We start from the raw sequence: 21,485 nt of genomic DNA, 5'->3' as shown, positions 1-21,485 counted from the left end.
ATCTGGAGGAGCAAGCTCCTCCTTCATCCGCTCGACTTGCATGTATTAGGCACGCCGCCAGCGTTCGTCCTGAGCCAGGATCAAACTCTCCATAATAGAGAACTTAATGTAAGCTCATTTTGTTGCTGGCATCATAATGATGTCCATTTTTGAACGTCCATCACAACCCGTTAAAGGATGCGACTTGGTTCGTTTTTGCGTCACGCACACCCAACGGGGGTCGGGGCGGTGACGCTCTATCTTGACGTCTTGCATGTTCAGTTTTCAATGTTCATATGTCGTCTTGAGACAACTTTTAAAGTATATCAACTTATCAATCAGTTGTCAACACTTTATTTTATTGATGTTGTAGTGCCTTAGCGACCTACTTATCATACCAAGGATACAGAGAAAGGTCAATACTATTTTTCTAGAAAAATAAAAGAGACTTATAAAATCATAAGTCTCTTTTACTAACTATTAGTTTTCAGTTGGTTCTTCTTCTATAGAAGGAGTTTGCTCGACGGTACCTTCTACTACTGTCCCGTCTTCTAAAAGCTCGACTTCTTCCTCTTCACTCTTTTCAACTTTTGCTACTGTAGCAATCTTCTCTTCATCACTTAAGCGCATTAATCGAACACCTTGCGTTGCACGTCCAGTCGTGGAGATATCTTCTACAGCCATACGAATCAACATGCCCTGAAGTGTGATCAGCATCAAATCTTCAGTTCCATCAACAGTTTTCAATGCACTCAAGTTTCCGTTCTTCTCCGTAATCTGACACGTCTTTATTCCGTATCCACCGCGAGATTGCAGACGGTACTCAGAGGCAGCTGTACGTTTTCCGTAGCCGTTCTCTGTTACAACGAGGACTTCCTGGTCATCTTCAAGAATTTCCATGCCGACAACGAAGTCGTTTTCGCGAAGTTTGATGCCTCGAACTCCAGCTGCTGTTCGACCCATCGAACGGATATCCGACTCTTTGAAGCGTATAGAGCGTCCTTGGTGCGTTCCGATAATGATATCTTTTTCACCATCTGTGCGACGAACAGCCATCAACTCATCTTCTTCACGAAGAGAAACAGCAATCAGACCGTTTGTACGGATGTTTGCAAATGCTGTAACTGGTGTACGCTTTGTAACGCCATCACGTGTTGTAAAGATGAAATACTCGTTGTCTTCAAATGAAGACATCGGGATCATCGCTGTAACATTCTCATCACGCTCGATGTTGAGTAAATTGACGAGTGGCAATCCTTTTGCTGTACGGCCATACTCAGGAATTTCGAATCCACGTGCACGATACACCTTTCCTTTGTTCGTAAAGAAGAGAATGGTATCGTGTGTAGATGTATTCAATAGGTGTTCTACGAAGTCATCTTCGTTGGTGCCCATTCCTTGAACGCCTCGACCACCACGACGTTGACTTCGGTAGGTGTTCACCGGCAAACGTTTGATGTAGCCTTTATTTGTCAATGTCAGTACCGAGTTTTCTTCTGGGATCAAGTCTTCATCTTCCATGATTTCTGCCCCACCCGCCATAATTTCTGTACGGCGTTTGTCGGAGAACTTGTCACGAATCTCGATAAGCTCTTCACGGATGATTTCAATAACACGGTATTCATTCTCAAGGATAAATGTTAACTCTTCTATGAGAGCAAGTAATGCGTTGTATTCTTCTTCGATTTTGTCACGCTCAAGCCCTGTTAGACGTTGTAGACGCATATCTAGGATAGCTTGCGCTTGACGCTCGGATAGTTCGAACTTTTCCATCAATCCGCGTTTTGCTTCGTCGCCAGTTTGAGAGGCACGAATCAATGCGATGATTTCATCGATATGATCTAATGCGATGCGCAGACCTTCTAAGATGTGTGCGCGGTCTTTGGCTTTATTCAAGTCAAACTGTGTACGACGACGGATGACCACTTTTTGATGCTCTAGGTAGTGGTACAATGCCTCTTTCAAGTTCAATACTTTTGGTTGGTTGTCAACAAGGGCAAGCATGTTCACGCCAAAGCTTGTTTGAAGTTGCGTTTGCTTGTATAGATTATTCAAAAGGACATGCGTGTTTGCGTCTTTACGTAGCTCAATGACGATACGCATACCATCGCGATCGGACTCATCTGCAAGGTGTGTAATACCTTCGATTTTCTTATCACGCACAAGCTCTGCGATTTTTTCAATCAAGCGTGCTTTGTTGACTTGATACGGAATTTCTTTGACGATGATGACTTGTTTGCCACTCGCTTTTTCCTCGAATTCAACTTTTGCACGCGTGATAATTGAGCCGCGTCCTGTTTCGTAAGCACGACGAATCCCGCTTCGTCCCAAGATGATTCCACCAGTAGGGAAATCAGGACCTGGAATAAATTCCATCAGTTCATCAATTGTAATTGCTGGGTTTTCAGCAAGGGCTAAAACACCATCGATGACTTCTCCAAGGTTGTGTGACGGAATGTTTGTTGCCATCCCAACCGCAATCCCTGAAGCTCCATTAACCAGTAAGTTCGGGTAACGACTTGGCAACACAGCTGGCTCTTTTTCTTGGCCATCGTAGTTGTCTTTATAATCGATTGTATCTTTGTTGATGTCACGCAGCATTTCCATTGCGATTTTTGACATACGCGACTCGGTATAACGCATTGCCGCGGCGCCGTCTCCGTCAATCGAACCAAAGTTCCCGTGACCGTCTACAAGCATGTAGCGGTAACTGAAATCTTGTGCCATACGTACCATCGCATCGTAAATGGAGGAGTCGCCGTGTGGGTGATATTTCCCCATTACGTCACCGACGATACGCGCTGACTTTTTATATGATTTATCCGGTGTGTTCCCGAGCTCTTGCATTCCATAAAGAATTCGGCGATGAACCGGTTTTAATCCGTCCCGTACATCTGGTAACGCACGTGAAACAATAACACTCATAGCGTAATCAAGGAATGAAGTCTTCATCTCATTGCTGATATTAATTCCTCTTACGCCTTTATTCGGTACTTCCGACATGCTGCTTGACCTCCCATTCTTTCTTCACCTAAACGAAATCACACATCTCGCCGAAAAGATGACGAGATGTGGTACTAGTTTTAAATATCTAAATTTTTCACGTATACTGCGTTGTCTTCAATGAACTGACGACGTGGTTCTACTTCATCGCCCATCAGTTGTTCAAAGATAGAATCTGCTTCAAGTGCATCTTCTAAATTGACTTGTAGCAATGTACGGTACTCTGGATCCATAGTTGTTTCCCATAACTGCGTAGCATTCATCTCACCAAGACCTTTGTAACGCTGGACATTTGGCTTTGGTTGTTTTGGAAGACGCTCTAAGATGGCACGTAATTGACTATCGCTGTAACAATATTCAATATGCTTTCCTTGTTTCACTTGATAAAGTGGTGGTTGTGCAACATAGACATACCCCGCTTCAATCAACGGACGCATAAAACGGAAGAAGAACGTCAATAGGAGTGTACGAATGTGTGCACCATCGACATCGGCATCCGTCATAATCACGACTTTATGGTAACGTGCTTTTTCTAAATTGAACTCGCCACCGATTCCAGTGCCAAGTGCCGTAATCATTGCACGAATTTCATTGTTTCCTAGGATACGGTCAAGACGTGCTTTCTCCACGTTCAAAATCTTCCCGCGAAGTGGAAGGATCGCTTGGAAGTGACGGTCACGACCTGATTTTGCAGAACCGCCTGCAGAGTCACCCTCTACGATATACAGTTCGCTTTCTGCCGGGTTACGTGATGAACAGTCCGCAAGTTTCCCTGGTAAGCTCGACACTTCAAGTGCAGATTTACGACGTGTAAATTCGCGAGCTTTTTTCGCAGCGACACGTGCACGAGCGGCCATTAGACCTTTTTCGACCACTTGACGCGCTACTGAAGGGTTTTCAAGCAAGAAGCGCTCGAAGCCTTCTGAGAACAAGCTATTTGTGATCTGGCTCACTTCTGAATTCCCAAGTTTCGTCTTGGTCTGCCCTTCAAACTGAGGGTCTGGGTGTTTGATGGAAATGATAGCCGTTAGACCTTCACGTACATCGTCACCTGTCAGGTTGGTTTCAGATTCTTTTAAAAGATTATTTTTACGCGCATAGTCGTTGATCACACGTGTAAGAGCTGTTTTAAATCCAGACTCATGTGTTCCGCCTTCATACGTATTGATGTTGTTGGCAAATGAGAAGATGGCTGCATTGTATCCTGCGTTGTATTGCATCGCAATTTCAATTGCAATTCCTTCTCGCTCTGCTTCTACAAAAATCGATTCGTGAAGAGGCTCTTTTTTGGCATTCAAATGTTCGACGTATGATTTAATTCCACCTTCATAGTGGAACGTCTTTTTCTGTTCTTGGCCTTCACGCTCATCCTGAATCGTGATAGCTAGACCACGGTTCAAATAAGCAAGTTCACGGATACGATTCGCTAGAATATCAAATTCATACTCCGTTGTTTCTGTGAAAATTTCCGAATCTGCTTTGAAACGTGTTGTCGAACCTGTAGTATCGGTATCTCCAATGACTTCAAGTGGTTGCGTAACAGCGCCACGCTCAAACTTGATTTCATGAATTTTTCCGTCACGATGCACAATTACTTCAGCATGTTCGGATAAGGCATTTACTACTGAAGCACCTACACCGTGAAGACCACCAGATACTTTGTAACCGCCCCCGCCGAATTTTCCTCCGGCGTGAAGAACAGTCATGATGACTTCAACGGCTGGTTTCCCCATCTTTTCATGGTTGCTGACAGGAATACCTCGTCCGTTATCTTCTACACGGATCCAGTTGTCTTTTTCAATTGTGACTGTAATATGGTCACAGTGACCGGCTAATGCTTCATCAATCGAGTTGTCGACGATTTCCCATACTAAATGGTGAAGACCTTTTGAACTGGTAGAACCAATGTACATTCCAGGGCGCTTACGGACGGCTTCGAGACCTTCTAAAACCTGAATCTGGTCTGCATCATAAGAAGTTTGGATTTCTTTTTCTTCCATTGCCAAGTGACTCACCTACTCTTTCTGTTTGGCACATCTAGTGTTTCTCTTCAATCGTTCCATGTTCCACATGAAACAATTTGGCTTGTGTGACGACGTCATGTGTCAGACCATCTACAGTTGTGGTTGTGACAAATGTCTGCACTTTATCTTGAATAGTATTTAACAGATGCGTTTGTCTGAAGTCGTCGAGTTCAGATAAGACGTCATCTAGTAATAAAATGGGTGGTTCACCGACTTCTTGGTGAATCAATTCAATTTCAGCAAGCTTCAGTGACAACGCAGTCGTTCGCTGTTGTCCTTGAGATCCATAGGTCTGTACGTCATAGTCGTTAACAAAGAACTGCAAGTCATCTCGGTGTGGACCGTAAAGGCTTGTTCCCCGCTGGACCTCTTGACGCTTCGACTTCTCAAGTTTTTCTGTCAGCTGTTGCTTCCACTCTTCAGGACCTGCATCTAAATCGATACCTGCTGTGCACTGATAGCGGATGTTTAACTTCTCAAGTCCTCGGGAAATACCATGATGAATGGGTTCTGCCCAGGATTGCAACAGCTCGATAAACTGCATGCGTTTTTTCAGCACTTTGACTGCTGCTTCTACATATTGTTCTGTATAAATCGCAAACATCACATCGTCGAACGAAGGATTCCCTTGGTTCTGCTTTAAGATGTGGTTGCGTTGTTTTAAAATCTTTTGAAATTGCAAAAGGTCATGCAAATAAACAGGTGATATCTGGCCGATTTCCATATCCAAAAACCGTCTTCTCACCTGCGGGCTACCTTTTACCAAATTCAAATCTTCTGGTGCAAACATGACGACGTTCATTTGACCGATATAGTCACTAAGACGGGATTGTTCCAAATGATTGACCTTTGCTTTCTTGCCTTTTTGCGAGATGGTCAGTTCGAATGGAATGGTGCCGTATTTTTTATGAACATCACCTTTTATTTTACCATATTCCGCGTTCCAACGTATCAATTCTTTATCGTTTGAGGTACGGTGAGATTTCGCCATCGCGAGTACATAAATGGCCTCCATGATATTGGTCTTGCCTTGTGCATTTTCACCGAGGAAGACATTCACATGTTTAGAAAAATCAGCTTGTGCCGATTCATAATTCCTATAATTTGAAAGCGCCAATGTCTCGATGTGCATTCTACGCCTCAGGTCCGATCAATTTAAACTTTCCATGCTCAGGAATGAGAACGACATCTCCTGTCCGAAGCTTCTTCCCTCTGCGGTCTTCTGCTTCTCCGTTGACAAAAACTGTGTTCATTTGAAGAAATGGACGCGCCATCCCACCTGAATCAATGGCACCGGTCATTTTTAATAGTTGACCGAGTGTGATGTATTCTGAATCAAATCGAATCTCATTCATCGTTTGATACCTACTCTTTCTAAAAGTCATTATCACTCCATTTTACCCTATTTTTGTGGATAAGTAAAAAGGAGTCGCTGCAATGAGCGACTCCTTGGAAATTAATACGTTCGGACTGGCAAGATCAATTGCAAAATCGCATCATCATGCACAGATTTTAAAATGAACGGACGCATGACCCCAGTGAACTGGATTTGCACGTCATGACCTTCAATAGCTTTTAGTGCATCCATCATATACTTTGCACTGAACGAGATAACTAGCTCTTCCCCTTCAATCTGCTCTGCAAGCACTTGCTCTTCTACTTTCCCGATTTCAGGAGAGTTGGATGAAATCTCTACTGCACTTTGCCCTTGTGTCGTGAAACGGACCACGTTGTTGCGATCTTCACGCGCTAATAAAGATGCACGATCGATGGCTTGGTGAAGTGCACGGCCATTTACTACGACCAGCGTCTTATGTTCAGAAGGAATCAGGCGGCTCGTGTCCGGATAGTTTCCTTCAAGAAGACGTGAATAAAATAGGACGTTTCCAGCTTTGAATAAAATTTGTTGGGAAGTTAATACAATCTCAACAGGTTCTGAGTTATCTTCAAGAATCTTATTGAGCTCGTTTAAGCTTTTCCCTGGAATCACTGCGTTGTACTCTTCAGAAGGAGCACTTTCAAGCTTTGTCGAGCGACGTGCTAGACGGTGGCTGTCTGTTGCAACACACATCAACTCACCATCACGGATTTGCCAGTTCACCCCTGTTAGTACTGGGCGACTTTCTGAAGTCGAAACTGCAAAGACCGTTTCACGAATGATGGACTTGACTAAGTCAGCTGGCATTGTGAAGGATTGGTCTTCTTCCATCTGAGGAAGTAATGGATAGTCGTTGGCATCTTGACCGATCAGATGGAATTCTGATTTTCCAGAACGAACATCTGTCTGATAATTATTTTTCACTTCAATAAGAACGTCATTTGTTGGAAGCTTACGAACAATCTCATTAAAGAAACGTGCTTGCAATACGATGGAACCAGTCTGTGTCAATTGAACAATCTGCTCTCCATCTTCTTCAAGTGGGATGAATGTTTGAATTGTAATATCTGCATCACTACCTGTTAAGTAGATCCCTTCTTTTTTTGCCTCGATTTTAATTCCTGTAAGAATTGCGACGGTGGTTTTTGAACTTACTGCTTTCATGACATCATTCAATGCCTCGAGTAAGCGATCTCGCATTACTTCAAATTTCACGCTGAAATCAGCTCCTTATATACATATTTATTTTTATTAAAGAATAACAGCAATAGTAATAGGCACTGTGAATATGTGTATAAGTGCATTTTCCCCTACAGAAATATGGTTATCCACATGTGCATAAAGTGTTTGTAAGTTAACGAATAACTAGTAGAGTTATCCACACTATTCAGATGAGCGTCCTAATAGACTCTTAATCTGTTTAATTTCACTTTTAAGCGTTTCATCTGTTTTGAGCAGAGTTGAAATTTTTTCAGTTGCATGAATGACCGTTGTATGATCACGACCTCCAAATTCTTCTCCGATTTTCGGCAGCGAAAAATCTGTCAGTTCACGAGAGAGATACATAGCGATCTGACGTGGATAGGCAATTGATTTTGTTCGCTTCTTTGCTGAAAAGTCTTCTAAACGTACATGGTAGTGCTCTCCAACGACTTTTTGAATGTCTAAGATGGTGATGATGCGTGAGCGACTGGCAGGCATAATATCTTTTAGTGCTTCAGAAGCCAAATCGACATTGATGTCGCGATTGATCAAAGATGAATACGCAACGACACGGATGAGAGCTCCTTCAAGCTCGCGGATATTAGAATCAATCTGATTGGCGATGTATACCATCACTTCATTACTAATATCTAAGCCGTCTGCACGTGCTTTTTTGCGAAGGATTGCGATACGTGTCTCTAAGTCCGGTGGCGAAATATCGGTAATCAGGCCCCATTCAAAGCGCGAACGTAAGCGATCTTCAAGTGTTGGAATTTCTTTAGGCGGACGATCACTAGAGATAATAATTTGTTTAGATTCCTCATGCAACGCATTGAATGTATGGAAAAATTCTTCTTGGGTTGATTCTTTTCCAGCAAGAAACTGAATATCATCTATTAGCAGCACGTCTACATTGCGGTACTTATTGCGGAAATGGACAGTTTTATTGTCTCGGATGGAGTTAATGAATTCATTTGTGAATTTTTCAGATGACAAATACACCACCTTGGCATTTGGATTATGTTCTTGTACATAATGACCAATGGCATGCATCAAGTGGGTCTTTCCAAGTCCAACTCCTCCATAAATGAAGAGTGGATTATACGCTTTTGCAGGTGCTTCAGCGACTGCGAGTGATGCAGCATGCGCAAAGCGGTTTCCGGAACCGATAACGAATGTATCGAACGTATACTTTGAGTTCAACATACCTGGTGAGAAGTCCGGCTGATCGTCTTGAGAGACCATCGGCTTTGGTGCAGGAATGTCATAGTCTTCTAAGTTTTGATCTTTTGGAACGATGAAGGAAATCATCGCTTCCTTTCCAGTCAAATCATGCAAAATCGCAGCAATTTGATGGACATAATGGTTTTCAAGCCAGTCACGCGCAAATGAGTTTGGTGCTGCGATTGTCAACGTGTCTTGTTTATAAGATAAGAGCTTTGTCGACTTCAGCCACGTTTCAAAACTCGGTTTCGAAACTTGTTTCTCCATCTCAGCGAGCACCCGGCCCCATAGTTCTTCGAGTTGATCCAACGAGGTACACTCCTTTCTGATTTGTGTCATATAAAAGCCAGACGCAATTCGACATGGCAAAAAAATATAGAACAATTATCCACACTATAAAATACATGTGGATAAAACTTTACACAGACTGTGAAAAATATTATCCACACTTTATTAACAAATGTGGATAACTGAAAAAGGCGATTTTTTATGTACAGAGTAAAACACAATTAGCATATCATTTTTAGCTAGTACTGACAAGACTTGATTGAACTTATCCACAAAGCCTGATTTACACACAGTTATAGTTGTCCACAGGTATGAATATGTGCAAAAACTGTTCATAAGGGATGTTGATAACTTAGAATGGTGATTTTACATATTCCCATCGAAATTTGCAAGTGTTTGTCGAGAATGTGGATAACTTGATCTGGAGCATGAGGAAAAACTTGATTTTGCGCATTGACAGTCTGGGGCAGATTTAAGTATAATAGTCAAGACTGTCTGGAGATATTTAAGAATAGTCAAAGCAGGAGGTGTCTTACACAATGAAACGTACATTCCAACCAAATAAACGTAAACGCAGCAAAGTTCACGGGTTCCGCGCACGTATGAGCACAAAGAATGGTCGCCGCGTATTAGCTTCACGCCGTGCTAAAGGAAGAAAAGTATTATCAGCATAAGTCCACTGAACCCTCAGTGGATTTTTTTTTACTAGTATTTAGATGTGGAGCCGACTGTTCAGAAATTGTGCGGAATGACAGCGGAGCCCGTGAAGCGTTCTTTGCTTCATGGGATGCGATGGCATTTTGCGGGATTTCTAGGAGGCGCAACTCGATTACGTTTAGATGTGGAGAACGCCACTCTAGAAACTCCGAGGAAATCAGACGTGCCCGTGAAGGCGCTCTTCAGCCTTTGCGGGTGCGGCTGATTCCAGAGTGTGTTTCTGGCGTTCGGAACTCGATTCCATTCAGAGTCGTAGCCCGACTAGAACTCGATTCCACCACAAAAAACTTTGCTCTTCCTATTAGAAAGAAACCAAAACACGCAACAGATATTTACAGGAAGGTCGGAGGTCCATGAATAAACACCAGCGGATCAAAGACAACAAAGAATTTCAGGAAATCTTTAAAAAAGGGAAGTCGTATGCCAACAGACAGTTTGTCGTTTATATCATGCCAAGTGAAGAGACACATTTCCGAGTTGGGCTTTCTGTCAGTAAAAAGGTAGGAAATGCAGTCACACGAAATCGTGTTAAACGATACATACGTCAAACCTTTCTAGAACTGAAAGACGATGTTAAGCCCGCCAACTATATTATTATCGCCAGGATTCCGGCGGCCACACTAGATTTTCATGAGACAAAAAAGAGTCTCGAACACGTATTGAAAATCGCGAAAGTTTATCGTTCGAGTGGTAAGATAAAGAAAACAGAAGACAATGCAGGGGGACGTACAAGGTGAAAAAGAAGGCACTTCTCACTCTGCTTATAGTGTCTGCACTATTTTTAGCAGGGTGTACAGAATTCAATGCGCCAATTTACGATGAATCAACCGGGTTCTGGAATGAATACATCGTATGGCCACTTGTTTCAGCTATCACGTATTTTAAAAATCTGCTTGGAACGTACGGACTTGGAATTATCGCAGTTACGGTCATTATCCGTTTAGCCATTCTTCCACTTTTGATTAAGCAGACAAAGAGCTCGAAAAAAATGCAGGAAATTCAACCTCAATTGAAGTTACTGCGTGAAAAATACAGCTCAAAAGATGCACAAACACAACAAAAATACCAAGCAGAAATGATGGAACTCTTTAAAGAGAAGGGTGTCAACCCAGCAGCAGGTTGTTTACCGGTCTTGATTCAGATGCCGATTTTAATCGGATTCTATCATGCCATCAGCCGCATGAATGCTACTCCAGAAATTAATCTTGGTGATTTCTTGATTTTCCCACTAGCAGAGCCAAGTATTACACTTGCGATTCTTGCAGGGGTGTTCCAATTAGTTACTCTGATGACAGGCCCAGCGATGGACAACCCACAAATGAAAATCATGATGTATATTATGCCATTTATGATTGTCGGATTTGGTTTGATCTTACCATCAGCATTAACACTGTACTGGGTAATCGGAAACATTATCTCATTGATCCAAAACTTAGTAATCTACAAGCCGTGGAATAAGCCACAGGTCGTTCCAGTTCAAACGGGAGGGAAAAAGAGATGAGATCCACTACACAAACTGCAGCAACAAGTGAGCAGGCAATTCAACAAGCATTAAAAGAGCTTGGAATTCGTCGCGATCAAGCGTCGATCAAGATTTTAGATGAAGGTAAAAAAGGCTTTCTCGGTCTAGGAGCGAAGCCTGCAGTTGTGATAGTGAATGTCAAAGACGGTGTGACTGTTGAAGAAACACCGTCCTCTCCAGTGGTTGTAGAAGAGACGAAAGAGGTCGTCGAATCAGCCGCAGTTGATATCAGTGAACAGCCGATTGAAGCTGTGTCTGAACAGACTGAACCTGTAGTCGTCGAAACACCCGTTGCCAAAATTACAAATGATAAAGCAATTGAAGAATCGATCCGATACATGAAAGAAGTCGCGCAAGGGATGGGAATCAACGACTTAGACGTTACACATGAAGTCGAAGGCAAGTATGTTCACTTCCAGTTGAACAGTTCGAAAGCTGCTCAGTTGATTGGAAAGCGTGGTCAAACTTTAAATGCGCTTGAAAATCTTGTTCAATTGGTTGCAAATAAGTACTCGGGTAACTTCATGATTGTCAAAATGGACGTTGAAAACTACCGAGAGAAGAGAAAAGTAGCACTTGAACAACTCGCAGAACGAATGGCGGATAAAGCACGTCGTTCTGGAGAGAAAGTCGAGTTCGAACCGATGAATGCGTATGAACGAAAAATTATTCATAATGCATTATCTACACATGTAGACATCGATACGTATTCTGTTGGAGCGGACCCACATCGTCACTTAGTCATTGAACCGATTCAATAAGCAAAGGAGCCCCTTAGTGGGCTTCTTTTTTTGTCCAATTGTCACAGTTCCATAACTAGAGTTTTCCACAAAAATATGCTATTGTAAGGTGTTAGTGCGTTCAATAAAAATCAGTTATCCACACGTGGATAACTGTTCGATAGAGGAGAGAAACCAATAATGGAATTTGATACAATTGCAGCGATTTCCACACCACTCGGAGAAGGGGCGATCGCAATTGTTCGCCTAAGTGGTCCAGAGGCTGTTTCAATTGCTGATCAGGTGTTCCGCTCTCCTTCCCATAAAAAATTAGCGCAAGAAGCGACACATACCATTCATTATGGACACTTAGTCCGTCCTGAGACTGAAGAAGTCGTAGAGGAAGTCATGGTATCTCTGATGAGAGGCCCTAAGACGTTCACACGCGAAGATGTAGTAGAAATCAACTGCCACGGAGGGCTTGTCACAGTCAATCAGGTCCTGCAACTGGTATTGCGTGCTGGAGCGCGCATGGCAGAGCCTGGAGAGTTTACAAAGCGTGCCTTCTTAAACGGGCGAATTGACTTGTCTCAAGCAGAGGCGGTCATGGATCTTATCCGTGCTAAAACAGACAAGGCGATGAACGTGGCGCTCGGTCAAATGGACGGTCGACTGTCTCGACTCATTCAATCTCTTCGCCAGGCGCTCTTAGAGACGCTTGCACAGGTCGAAGTAAACATCGACTACCCGGAATACGATGACGTGGAAGAAATGACGATTCCGCTTATGCGTGAGAAGGGTATGTGGGTCAAGCAAGAGATTGAGAAGCTGCTGGAGACAAGCATGCAAGGAAAGATTCTGCGTGAAGGGCTTGCGACTGTTATTGTCGGTCGTCCGAACGTAGGGAAATCTTCTCTATTAAACAGCCTGATTCAAGAAAATAAAGCTATTGTCACAGATATTGCGGGAACGACTCGTGATATTATAGAAGAATATGTCAATGTTCGTGGCGTGCCTCTGAAATTAGTCGACACGGCCGGTATTCGGGAGACAGAAGACATCGTTGAGCGTATCGGTGTCGAGCGATCTCGTCAGGTGTTAAAAGAAGCGGACTTGATCTTGTTGGTCATGAACCACTCAGAGGCATTATCAGAAGAAGATGAGCGTCTCATTGAAGCGACGCATGGTATGGAGACGATTGTTATCGTCAATAAGACGGATCTTCCGCAAGCATTGGCTTACAGCAAGCTTGAAGAACTTGTCGGCCACCGCCGTATCGTGACGACATCTATTCTTCAAGATGAAGGTATTGAGCAACTTGAGCAAGAAATTGCGAAGCTGTTCTTTGAAGGAACTATGCAGGGAGGCGACATGACGTATGTATCGAACGCGCGTCACATCGCACTTCTTCATCAAGCCAAACAAACAATCGAAGATGCCCTGGATGCTACAGAACAAGGCGTTCCAGTGGATATGATTCAAATAGATGTAACTCGAACTTGGGAAATACTTGGAGAAATCGTAGGAGACACTGTAGAAGAAAGTCTCATCGATCAACTCTTTGCTCAGTTCTGCCTCGGGAAATAACAACAGAGAGGAAGAGACTATGCGTACTTTTGACGCAGGCACGTATGATGTAATCGTCATCGGTGCCGGGCATGCCGGAGTAGAAGCGGCACTTGCTTCTGCCAACATGGGTGCCAAAACACTCGCTTTAACTATTAACTTAGATATGATTGCCTTTATGCCATGTAACCCATCCGTAGGAGGACCGGCAAAAGGAATCGTTGTCCGTGAAATCGATGCACTTGGAGGCGCAATGGGGAAAGTCATCGACCGTACCCATATCCAAATGCGGATGCTCAATACAGGAAAAGGGCCAGCTGTTCGAGCGCTTCGAGCACAAGCTGACAAAGTCCTTTACCAACAAGAAATGAAACGTTTGATGGAAGAGCAACCAAATTTGTCTGTTCATCAAGCAGTAGTAGAAGAACTGATTATCGAAGATGAGGAAGTAAAAGGTGTTATCACACAGGTAGGTGCTATTTATAAAGCCAAAACTGTTGTTGTTACGACCGGTACTTTCTTGCGCGGGGAAATCATTATTGGTGACTTGAAGTATTCATCAGGTCCGAATAATCAACAACCGTCTATAAAACTCGCAGATAACTTGCGTGAACTAGGCTTTGATCTAGTCCGTTTCAAAACAGGTACACCACCACGTGTAAATTCAAACACAATTGATTATTCAAAAACTGAAATGCAACCAGGAGACGATGTACCACGTGCTTTCAGTTTCGAAACGACAGAGTTCATCATGGACCAACTGCCGTGCTGGTTAACGTATACAGGGGAGAAGACCCACCAAATCATCGAAGAGAACTTGCACTTATCACCGATGTATTCTGGAATGATCAAAGGGACTGGCCCACGTTATTGCCCGTCTATTGAAGATAAAATCGTGCGTTTTAACGACAAGCCACGCCACCAGATCTTCTTAGAACCAGAAGGACGCAATACAAAAGAAGTGTACGTACAAGGCTTATCAACGAGCCTTCCTGAGCATGTACAACGTCGTCTGTTAGAAAGCATTCCAGGTCTTGAAAAAGCGGAAATGATGCGTGCTGGCTACGCCATTGAGTACGATGCGATGGTTCCGACACAATTATGGCCAACACTCGAGACGAAAAAGATTAAAAACCTCTATACAGCAGGACAAATCAACGGAACTTCTGGGTATGAGGAAGCAGCGGGTCAAGGGTTGATGGCAGGTATCAATGCAGCACGCCGCTCGAAAGGTGAAGACGAGGTCGTTCTGAGCCGTTCTGACGCGTACATCGGCGTATTAATCGATGACTTAGTAACAAAAGGAACGAATGAACCGTACCGTCTACTGACTTCACGTGCTGAATATCGTCTCCTTCTTCGCCACGACAATGCAGATCTTCGTCTGACAGACTTGGCATATGAGATTGGACTCGTGTCTAAAGAGCGCCACGACCGTTTTACAGCGAAAAAAGAAGCGATTGAAACAGAGTTAAAGCGCCTTCGCAGCATTATCATCAAACCAAATGAAGAGACGCAAAATCTGATTCGTTCTGTCGGTGGAAGTGAATTGAAAGACGGAATTCGCGCGTCAGATCTATTGAAACGTACGGAAATGACGTACGACCTAGTTGCACAACTTGTACCGTCTGAAGTAGAACTCTCTGAAGACAGCAAAGAACAAGTCGAGATCCAAGTGAAGTACGAAGGATACATCGAAAAATCATTGCAACAAGTAGACAAACTGAAGAAGATGGAAGATAAAAAAATCCCGGAAAACATCGATTATGATGCTATTTCAGGCCTCGCCACAGAAGCACGTCAAAAACTGAAAGAGGTACTGCCACTTTCATTAGCACAAGCTTCTCGCATTTCTGGAGTAAACCCGGCTGATATTTCTATTCTTCTAGTTTATATCGAACAGGGACGAATCGCTAAAGTCTCAAGCTAAGGAGCATTTCATGAACGAACAACAATTTATCGCAGCATTAGCTGAAAAAGGCATCCATTTATCGGAGCATCAGATCAAGCAGTTCAAGACATACTTTGAACTGTTGGTCGAATGGAATGAAAAGATGAACCTAACAGCTATCACAGATTTAGAAGAAGTCTATTTAAAACACTTCTATGATTCCATTACTGCAGCATTTTACGTGGATTTCTCAGAGCCTCTTACAGTTTGTGATGTAGGTGCAGGGGCAGGATTCCCAAGTCTTCCAATGAAGATTTGCTTCCCAGAAATGCGCGTCACAATCGTCGATTCACTTAACAAACGTATCCAGTTCTTAACACACTTAAGTAAAGAACTCGGACTTTCCCATGTAGAGTTTGTACATGCGCGCGCCGAAGAGTTTGGCCAAAACCCAGCGTATCGCGAGTCGTTTGACATTGTCACAGCGCGTGCTGTTGCACGTCTATCAGTGTTATCGGAGCTTTGTGTGCCGTTAGCAAAAGTAGGGGGGCGCTTTGTAGCTATGAAAGCAGCGTCAGCTGAAGACGAGTTGAAAGATGCAAAAAAAGCGCTAACAGTTCTAGGTGCAGAATTAAAAGAAGATTTTGCATTTAAACTGCCTGTTGAAGAGAGTGATCGCAAACTTTACATTTTCACAAAGAAAAAAACAACACCAAAGAAATATCCGCGAAAACCTGGGACACCGAACAAAAGTCCAATCCAGTAAAATGTTCCACGTGAAACATTTAATCTTCAAGCGATTTGTGATAGATTAGTAATAGAAGGTGGTGCACGTTTAGATGAAAAGTCCTTTTTCCAGGCTCTTTGGTGGTACAGATAAAGGGAAAGAAAAAGATGCAAGTTCAGAAGTGACAGCAACTGCAGCGACATCTACTGCTGTAGAAGAAGTTGTTCAAATCCCGATTGGACGCATCGTTCCAAATAAGTATCAGCCTCGTACAGTTTTTGATGATTCAAAGATTGAAGAGCTTGCCCGGACGATTCGGACTCATGGTGTAATTCAGCCAATCGTTTTACGGGAAATCGAATCCGGTCAGTATGAAATCATTGCAGGAGAACGTCGTTTTAGAGCGATGAGCAAGCTAGAGTGGACAGAAGTACCTGCAATTGTTCGTAATTTATCAGATAAAGAGACGGCTTCTGTTGCGCTTATTGAGAACCTACAACGAGAAGAATTGACAGCTATTGAAGAAGCGCTCGCCTATCAGCAGTTAATCGAGTTACATGAATTGACGCAAGAAGCTCTTGCACAGCGACTAGGAAAAGGGCAATCAACAGTCGCCAATAAAATTAGGCTTCTTAAATTACCGCAACAAGTCCAGGATGCGATTTTGACTAAGGACTTATCCGAACGACATGCGCGTGCATTAATGAAAGTAAAAGTAGAGGAGCTGCAACTTGAACTTCTAAAACTAACGATTGATCAACAATTGAGTGTCAAACAATTAGAAGAACATATTGCAAATCTGCAAGCAAAAGCAGAAAAATCCGAAAAAAAGACTCCGGCTAAACCGCGACAGAAGATGGTTAACAAAGACGTGCGTATAGCCTTGAATACATTGAAGCAATCTCTCACAATGATTTCAAAAAGTGGGATCAACTTTGAAACACAAGAAGAGGATCAAGATGATTACTATCAAGTAGTCATTAAAATTCTAAAGCGAAAATAGCCCATTTAAACATCTTTGCACTGTGTGTAGAGATGTTTTTTTTGTAGAATGTTACGCACATGTAACACTATAATTAAAAAAATTTGATAGAATAAGAGATATGAGCTCAGAAAGTAGGTGCAAGAGTGGGAAGAATTATCGCCATCGCCAATCAGAAGGGCGGAGTGGGAAAAACCACCACATCCGTGAACCTCAGTGCCTGCCTTGCATATTTAGGCAAAAAGGTACTACTTGTTGACATTGACCCACAAGGCAATGCCTCAAGTGGGGTCGGCGTAAACAAAGGTGAAGTCGATCAGTGTATATATGATGTGTTGATTGATGACGTGCCTGTAAAAGATATTATTATGGAAACTAAAGTAGAGAATCTACATATCGTTCCAGCTACAATTTCACTTGCTGGTGCGGAAATCGAATTAGTGTCTACTATTTCACGAGAAGTTCGCTTGAAACGTTCACTGGAAGAGGTTAGTCCTTATTACGATTATGTCATTATTGATTGTCCTCCGTCTCTTGGCCTTTTGACGATCAATTCTTTAACGGCATCAGATGCCATCATCATTCCTGTACAATGTGAATTTTATGCCTTAGAAGGGCTTAGTCAGCTTCTAAGTACAATTCGTTTAGTACAAAAGCATTTAAATAAGAACTTATCCATCGATGGAGTTCTACTAACGATGTTCGATGCTCGTACAAACCTTGGTATTCAAGTCATTGAAGAAGTGAAAAAGTATTTCCAAGAAAAAGTGTACAAGACCATCATTCCGCGTAATGTGCGTCTTTCAGAGGCACCAAGTCACGGGGAACCTATTATTATATATGATCCAAAATCACGTGGTGCAGAAGTGTACCTGGAACTGGCGAAGGAAGTGATTAAGCATGGCTAAAGGATTAGGAAAAGGCATCAATGCACTATTTCCAGGCGAAGATCAAAACACACAAGAACGTGTGGAACAGATTGAATTGAAACTCATCAAACCAAACCCTTACCAGCCACGTAAAATCTTTGATCAGCAGGCACTACAAGAGTTAAGTGCTTCTATTAAAGAACATGGCGTCTTGCAACCAATCATGCTTCGCAAAAAGGGAAGTAAGTTTGAAATTGTGGTTGGAGAGCGACGATTCCGCGCTTCACAGCTAGCAGGTTTAGCTGAAATTCCAGCAGTTGTCCGCAATTTAGACGACCGTGAAATGATGGAACTTGCTATTCTTGAAAACTTGCAACGAGAAGATTTAACGGCAATAGAAGAAGCAGAAGCGTATCAAAAGCTGATGGACACACTTGATTTAACACAAGAACAATTGGCTTTCCGTTTAGGAAAGAGTCGACCGCATATCGCGAACCATCTTCGTCTCTTAGTATTACCTGATGAAGCAAAAAAAGCGATTTCAGCTGGTGAAATTACAATGGGTCATGGAAAAGCGCTTCTTGGTCTGAAAAAGAAGAGAAATATCCCATTGATTCTTGAAAAGACGAAGAAAGAACAATTGAATGTTCGCCAACTGGAGGCACTTGTCCAACGTTTGAATGAAAATGTTCCACGTGAAACAATTGAAAAAGATAAGAAGGATATTTTCACTGTAGAGAAAGAGTCTGAATTGCGTGAGCGATTTGGTACAGCAGTGAAAATTAACCGTTCAAAAGATCAAGAAAAAGGAAAAATTGAAATTGATTTTTACTCAAAAGATGATCTGGAACGTATTCTAGAACTTTTAGAAAAGTAAACACTGACCTATTTCCACGTGCTGTGGAAATAGGTTCATTTTTTATAGTGCATGATTAGCGAAATGAAATTGTGAGAAAAGTAGGGATGAAGATGGTGTTATGGGGGACGCTGATCAATGCGCTTTTGATTGTAGTAGGAGCAATTGCTGGGCGACTATTAAAAGGAATCCCAGATCGAATGAAAGAAACAATTATGTACGCAATTGGTTTAGCCGTTGCCGTGATGGGAATTCAAATGTCTTTTGAAAGTACAAATTTTATTATTGTAATCATTAGTTTAGTAATAGGAACTGTACTAGGGGAGTGGTGGGATCTTGACCGTCAATTAAACCGACTGGGTCAGTGGCTTGAGAAGAAGATGAGCAAAGGTGGTCAAGAAGGCACGATTGCTCAAGGATTTGTTACAGCGACTTTAATTTTTGTGATTGGTGCTATGGGCGTGTTAGGTGCATTAAACAGTGGGCTACGTAACGATCATGAGTTGTTGATTAGTAAAGGAATTATTGATGGATTCACATCGATTCTATTAGCTGCCACTCTAGGAATCGGAGTTCTACTTTCTGCAATTCCAGTCGCACTTTACCAAGGGAGTATCGCTTTATTTGCTACACAAATCACGCGACTTGTTCCAGATGAGGCATTGACACTCTTCTTAAGTGAGATGACGGCGACTGGAGGCATTATGATCTTGGCCATCGGGTTAAACCTAATCGGTATTACAAAAGTGCGTGTCGCTAATTTGCTGCCAAGTCTGTTGGTAGTGGCTCTTTACGTAGCATGGACGTTTGTGTTTTAGCTAAATGACGATGCCATGCTAGAAACAGGGCATTAGCTATAACACGTGCCATGTCATGTGTAATATGAAGCCGAGTGGTTTGCAGCGTTTCAATTCCTTCGCTGTGAAGGTGGTTGACTACACCTTTAATCGAATAAGACCCTATAGCGGGTAAATTCTTTTGGACGGCTTTGCCTGGCCAAAGAGGACCGATCTCGAGTAAAATATCACCGATGGCGCGATGATTGCCTAAACAGGGATCGATTGCGACGAGTGGAGCGTCTGAATCAAACGAATGCAATTCTTCTACAATAGTAGTTAGGTTCAATGCATGTACAGGTGAATCTAGACAACCTACAACGCGAAATGGAAAGCTTGAATAAAGGGACAAGAATGACCCGGTGAGTGGGCCGAGAGCATCACCTGTTGAACGGTCTGTGCCGATGCACACAAATGTTAGACGTGGGTCATCAAAAGGGAGTACAGTTAAGAGAGCCGAGCTCAGCTCCCAAATAGCACCTTGTGCTTCAAAATTAGTTGAGTGAGTTGTAGGATTCATAGGATATCCACCTTTCCAGCAGTAGTTCTAGTAGTTTATGTAGAACTCACTAATAGTATTCATGAAAAAGGAGGTTCTCTATGAGTGTTGAACAAATATGGGAACGCACAGTTGAATTTATAGTTAATGAAGCATTATGGATTTCAATCGGAACAGCATTACTTAAAATTTTATTGATCTTAGTGTTAATGGGAATTGTCGTGAAAATCGGGAAGTCTGCCATTGAACGTGTGATGATTCTTCGCTCCAAGACACCTATTGGGTATACAGAACGCAGACAGAACACACTGATCAAATTACTGCAAAATGGACTCACATATATCGTCTATTTTGCAGGAATTTTAGCTATTCTTTCTGCAATGAGCATTAATGTAGTCGGTCTACTGGCTGGGGCAGGGATTGCAGGCCTTGCCATCGGTTTTGGTGCACAAAGTTTAGTGAAAGATATTATTACCGGATTCTTCATTATCTTTGAAGACCAATTTGGTGTTGGGGATACAGTCATGATCAATCAATCGAATGGAACGGTAGAAGAAATTGGTCTTCGTACAACGAAAATCAAGACGTACACAGGTGAGCTTCATATTATCCCGAACGGAAATATCTCGGAAGTGATCAACTACTCTGTTTACAATTCATTGATACTGGTGGATGTTTCTGTAGCGTATGAATCTGACGTGGATGAAGTAGAACGATTGATCAACAAGTTCTTAGATTCGACGGAGGAACGTTACCCGGAACTTGTCCGACGACCTGATTTGCTCGGAGTGAATGCGTTAGGTGCATCAGATGTTGTCATGCGTATTGCAGCGGAGACGTTGCCGATGAATCATTTTAAAGTCGGTCGCCTACTTCGCAGAGACATCAAAAAGTATCTGGATGATCACGGCATTGAAATTCCGTATCAGAAGATGGTCGTGTTTGAACAAAAAGGAGGAGGCCAAACGAATGCAGGCAAATAAAGAGTTTCAGTTACACGATGTCGTGGAAATGAAGAAACAACATCCATGTGGTACGAATGCTTGGAAAGTCATTCGTCTTGGTGCAGATATCCGAATCAAATGTGAAGGCTGCGGACATAGTGTCATGATTCCTCGTCGTGAATTTGAGAAGAAGATGAAGAAGGTCCTTGTGCGTCACGAGGAACAATAGACAGGGGGCGCGTTGCCCTTTATACTTAA

General features: G+C 42.7%; 20 protein-coding genes and 1 rRNA gene. 13 read left to right on the top strand and 8 right to left on the bottom strand.

Annotation, left to right across the window (positions count from 1 at the left end):
• The 7 genes from JOD03_RS11400 to dnaA all read right to left on the bottom strand — a co-directional run.
• A 16S ribosomal RNA gene (locus tag JOD03_RS11400) occupies nt 1-96 on the bottom strand; the annotation flags it as partial.
• A 363-nt stretch (nt 97-459) separates the two neighbouring features.
• Entirely contained in the window at nt 460-2,982 is a 2,523-nt protein-coding gene (gene gyrA / locus JOD03_RS11395; protein WP_204591232.1) for a DNA gyrase subunit A, read from the bottom strand.
• Nucleotides 2,983-3,062: 80 nt separating this feature from the next.
• Nucleotides 3,063-4,982, bottom strand: coding sequence for a DNA topoisomerase (ATP-hydrolyzing) subunit B (gene gyrB / locus JOD03_RS11390; protein ID WP_204591238.1), 1,920 nt, complete (start codon nt 4,980-4,982; stop codon nt 3,063-3,065).
• A 37-nt stretch (nt 4,983-5,019) separates the two neighbouring features.
• Nucleotides 5,020-6,138: a DNA replication/repair protein RecF gene (gene recF / locus JOD03_RS11385; protein ID WP_204591230.1), complete on the bottom strand. Its 1,119-nt coding sequence runs from the start codon at nt 6,136-6,138 to the stop codon at nt 5,020-5,022.
• A 1-nt stretch (nt 6,139) separates the two neighbouring features.
• On the bottom strand, nt 6,140-6,361 hold the full coding sequence (yaaA, locus tag JOD03_RS11380; RefSeq protein WP_204591228.1) for a S4 domain-containing protein YaaA: 222 nt from the start codon (nt 6,359-6,361) through the stop codon (nt 6,140-6,142).
• 101 nt (nt 6,362-6,462) lie between these two features.
• On the bottom strand, nt 6,463-7,599 hold the full coding sequence (dnaN, locus tag JOD03_RS11375; protein WP_204591226.1) for a DNA polymerase III subunit beta: 1,137 nt from the start codon (nt 7,597-7,599) through the stop codon (nt 6,463-6,465).
• Between the two features lie 168 nt (nt 7,600-7,767).
• Complete coding sequence (dnaA, locus tag JOD03_RS11370; protein WP_204591224.1) at nt 7,768-9,120, bottom strand: chromosomal replication initiator protein DnaA; 1,353 nt, start codon at nt 9,118-9,120, stop codon at nt 7,768-7,770.
• 518 nt (nt 9,121-9,638) lie between these two features.
• Between dnaA and rpmH the strand changes: the two genes are divergently transcribed.
• From rpmH to JOD03_RS11315, 11 genes are all read left to right on the top strand, one after another.
• Nucleotides 9,639-9,773, top strand: coding sequence for a 50S ribosomal protein L34 (gene rpmH / locus JOD03_RS11365; protein ID WP_094941861.1), 135 nt, complete (start codon nt 9,639-9,641; stop codon nt 9,771-9,773).
• Between the two features lie 396 nt (nt 9,774-10,169).
• Nucleotides 10,170-10,553, top strand: a complete 384-nt coding sequence (gene rnpA, locus JOD03_RS11360; RefSeq protein WP_204591222.1) for a ribonuclease P protein component — start codon at nt 10,170-10,172, stop codon at nt 10,551-10,553.
• On the top strand, nt 10,550-11,317 hold the full coding sequence (yidC, locus tag JOD03_RS11355) for a membrane protein insertase YidC (protein ID WP_204591220.1): 768 nt from the start codon (nt 10,550-10,552) through the stop codon (nt 11,315-11,317). The genes rnpA and yidC overlap by 4 nt, the downstream gene beginning before the upstream one ends.
• Nucleotides 11,314-12,099, top strand: a complete 786-nt coding sequence (gene jag, locus JOD03_RS11350; protein WP_204591218.1) for an RNA-binding cell elongation regulator Jag/EloR — start codon at nt 11,314-11,316, stop codon at nt 12,097-12,099. The genes yidC and jag overlap by 4 nt, the downstream gene beginning before the upstream one ends.
• A gap of 159 nt (nt 12,100-12,258) precedes the next feature.
• A complete protein-coding gene (gene mnmE / locus JOD03_RS11345; protein ID WP_204591216.1) occupies nt 12,259-13,644 on the top strand; it encodes a tRNA uridine-5-carboxymethylaminomethyl(34) synthesis GTPase MnmE in 1,386 nt (461 codons plus the stop codon).
• Between the two features lie 19 nt (nt 13,645-13,663).
• Nucleotides 13,664-15,553: a tRNA uridine-5-carboxymethylaminomethyl(34) synthesis enzyme MnmG gene (gene mnmG / locus JOD03_RS11340; RefSeq protein WP_204591213.1), complete on the top strand. Its 1,890-nt coding sequence runs from the start codon at nt 13,664-13,666 to the stop codon at nt 15,551-15,553.
• Between the two features lie 10 nt (nt 15,554-15,563).
• Nucleotides 15,564-16,280, top strand: coding sequence for a 16S rRNA (guanine(527)-N(7))-methyltransferase RsmG (gene rsmG / locus JOD03_RS11335; RefSeq protein WP_204591211.1), 717 nt, complete (start codon nt 15,564-15,566; stop codon nt 16,278-16,280).
• A 73-nt stretch (nt 16,281-16,353) separates the two neighbouring features.
• Entirely contained in the window at nt 16,354-17,244 is an 891-nt protein-coding gene (noc, locus tag JOD03_RS11330; RefSeq protein WP_204591209.1) for a nucleoid occlusion protein, read from the top strand.
• A 125-nt stretch (nt 17,245-17,369) separates the two neighbouring features.
• Nucleotides 17,370-18,131 carry an AAA family ATPase gene (locus tag JOD03_RS11325; protein ID WP_204591207.1) on the top strand — a complete coding sequence of 254 codons (762 nt, stop codon included), beginning with the start codon at nt 17,370-17,372 and terminating at the stop codon, nt 18,129-18,131.
• The gene (locus JOD03_RS11320; RefSeq protein WP_204591205.1) at nt 18,124-18,969 is read left to right on the top strand and encodes a ParB/RepB/Spo0J family partition protein; all 846 of its coding nucleotides are present in this window, start codon (nt 18,124-18,126) and stop codon (nt 18,967-18,969) included. Before JOD03_RS11325 ends, JOD03_RS11320 begins: the two co-directional genes overlap by 8 nt.
• Before the next feature lie 92 nt (nt 18,970-19,061).
• Nucleotides 19,062-19,766, top strand: a complete 705-nt coding sequence (locus JOD03_RS11315; protein ID WP_204591203.1) for a DUF554 domain-containing protein — start codon at nt 19,062-19,064, stop codon at nt 19,764-19,766.
• On the opposite strand, the gene yyaC is transcribed toward JOD03_RS11315, so the two are convergent.
• Nucleotides 19,705-20,304, bottom strand: coding sequence for a spore protease YyaC (gene yyaC / locus JOD03_RS11310; RefSeq protein WP_204591201.1), 600 nt, complete (start codon nt 20,302-20,304; stop codon nt 19,705-19,707). The genes JOD03_RS11315 and yyaC overlap by 62 nt on opposite strands.
• A gap of 80 nt (nt 20,305-20,384) precedes the next feature.
• On the opposite strand from yyaC, the gene JOD03_RS11305 reads away from it, so the two are divergent.
• A complete protein-coding gene (locus tag JOD03_RS11305; protein WP_204591199.1) occupies nt 20,385-21,266 on the top strand; it encodes a mechanosensitive ion channel family protein in 882 nt (293 codons plus the stop codon).
• Nucleotides 21,253-21,456, top strand: coding sequence for a DUF951 domain-containing protein (locus JOD03_RS11300; RefSeq protein ID WP_204591197.1), 204 nt, complete (start codon nt 21,253-21,255; stop codon nt 21,454-21,456). Before JOD03_RS11305 ends, JOD03_RS11300 begins: the two co-directional genes overlap by 14 nt.
• Nucleotides 21,457-21,485: the final 29 nt, after the last annotated feature.

It is taken from the genome of Chryseomicrobium aureum, from assembly GCF_016909155.1.
In the GTDB taxonomy this organism is placed as follows: Bacteria; Bacillota; Bacilli; order Bacillales_A; family Planococcaceae; genus Chryseomicrobium; species Chryseomicrobium aureum.
This window is presented reverse-complemented; position numbering and strand designations above follow the sequence as displayed.

Coding starts and splice junctions, on each gene's coding strand:
- rnpA (WP_204591222.1), top strand. CDS start 10,170: ATGAATAAACACCAGCGGATCAAAGACAACAAAGAATTTCAGGAAATC.
- noc (WP_204591209.1), top strand. CDS start 16,354: ATGAAAAGTCCTTTTTCCAGGCTCTTTGGTGGTACAGATAAAGGGAAA.
- jag (WP_204591218.1), top strand. CDS start 11,314: ATGAGATCCACTACACAAACTGCAGCAACAAGTGAGCAGGCAATTCAA.
- JOD03_RS11305 (WP_204591199.1), top strand. CDS start 20,385: ATGAGTGTTGAACAAATATGGGAACGCACAGTTGAATTTATAGTTAAT.
- JOD03_RS11315 (WP_204591203.1), top strand. CDS start 19,062: ATGGTGTTATGGGGGACGCTGATCAATGCGCTTTTGATTGTAGTAGGA.
- gyrA (WP_204591232.1), bottom strand. CDS start 2,982: ATGTCGGAAGTACCGAATAAAGGCGTAAGAGGAATTAATATCAGCAAT.
- JOD03_RS11300 (WP_204591197.1), top strand. CDS start 21,253: ATGCAGGCAAATAAAGAGTTTCAGTTACACGATGTCGTGGAAATGAAG.
- mnmG (WP_204591213.1), top strand. CDS start 13,664: ATGCGTACTTTTGACGCAGGCACGTATGATGTAATCGTCATCGGTGCC.
- rpmH (WP_094941861.1), top strand. CDS start 9,639: ATGAAACGTACATTCCAACCAAATAAACGTAAACGCAGCAAAGTTCAC.
- mnmE (WP_204591216.1), top strand. CDS start 12,259: ATGGAATTTGATACAATTGCAGCGATTTCCACACCACTCGGAGAAGGG.
- gyrB (WP_204591238.1), bottom strand. CDS start 4,982: ATGGAAGAAAAAGAAATCCAAACTTCTTATGATGCAGACCAGATTCAG.
- rsmG (WP_204591211.1), top strand. CDS start 15,564: ATGAACGAACAACAATTTATCGCAGCATTAGCTGAAAAAGGCATCCAT.
- JOD03_RS11320 (WP_204591205.1), top strand. CDS start 18,124: ATGGCTAAAGGATTAGGAAAAGGCATCAATGCACTATTTCCAGGCGAA.
- recF (WP_204591230.1), bottom strand. CDS start 6,138: ATGCACATCGAGACATTGGCGCTTTCAAATTATAGGAATTATGAATCG.
- yaaA (WP_204591228.1), bottom strand. CDS start 6,361: ATGAATGAGATTCGATTTGATTCAGAATACATCACACTCGGTCAACTA.
- yyaC (WP_204591201.1), bottom strand. CDS start 20,304: ATGAATCCTACAACTCACTCAACTAATTTTGAAGCACAAGGTGCTATT.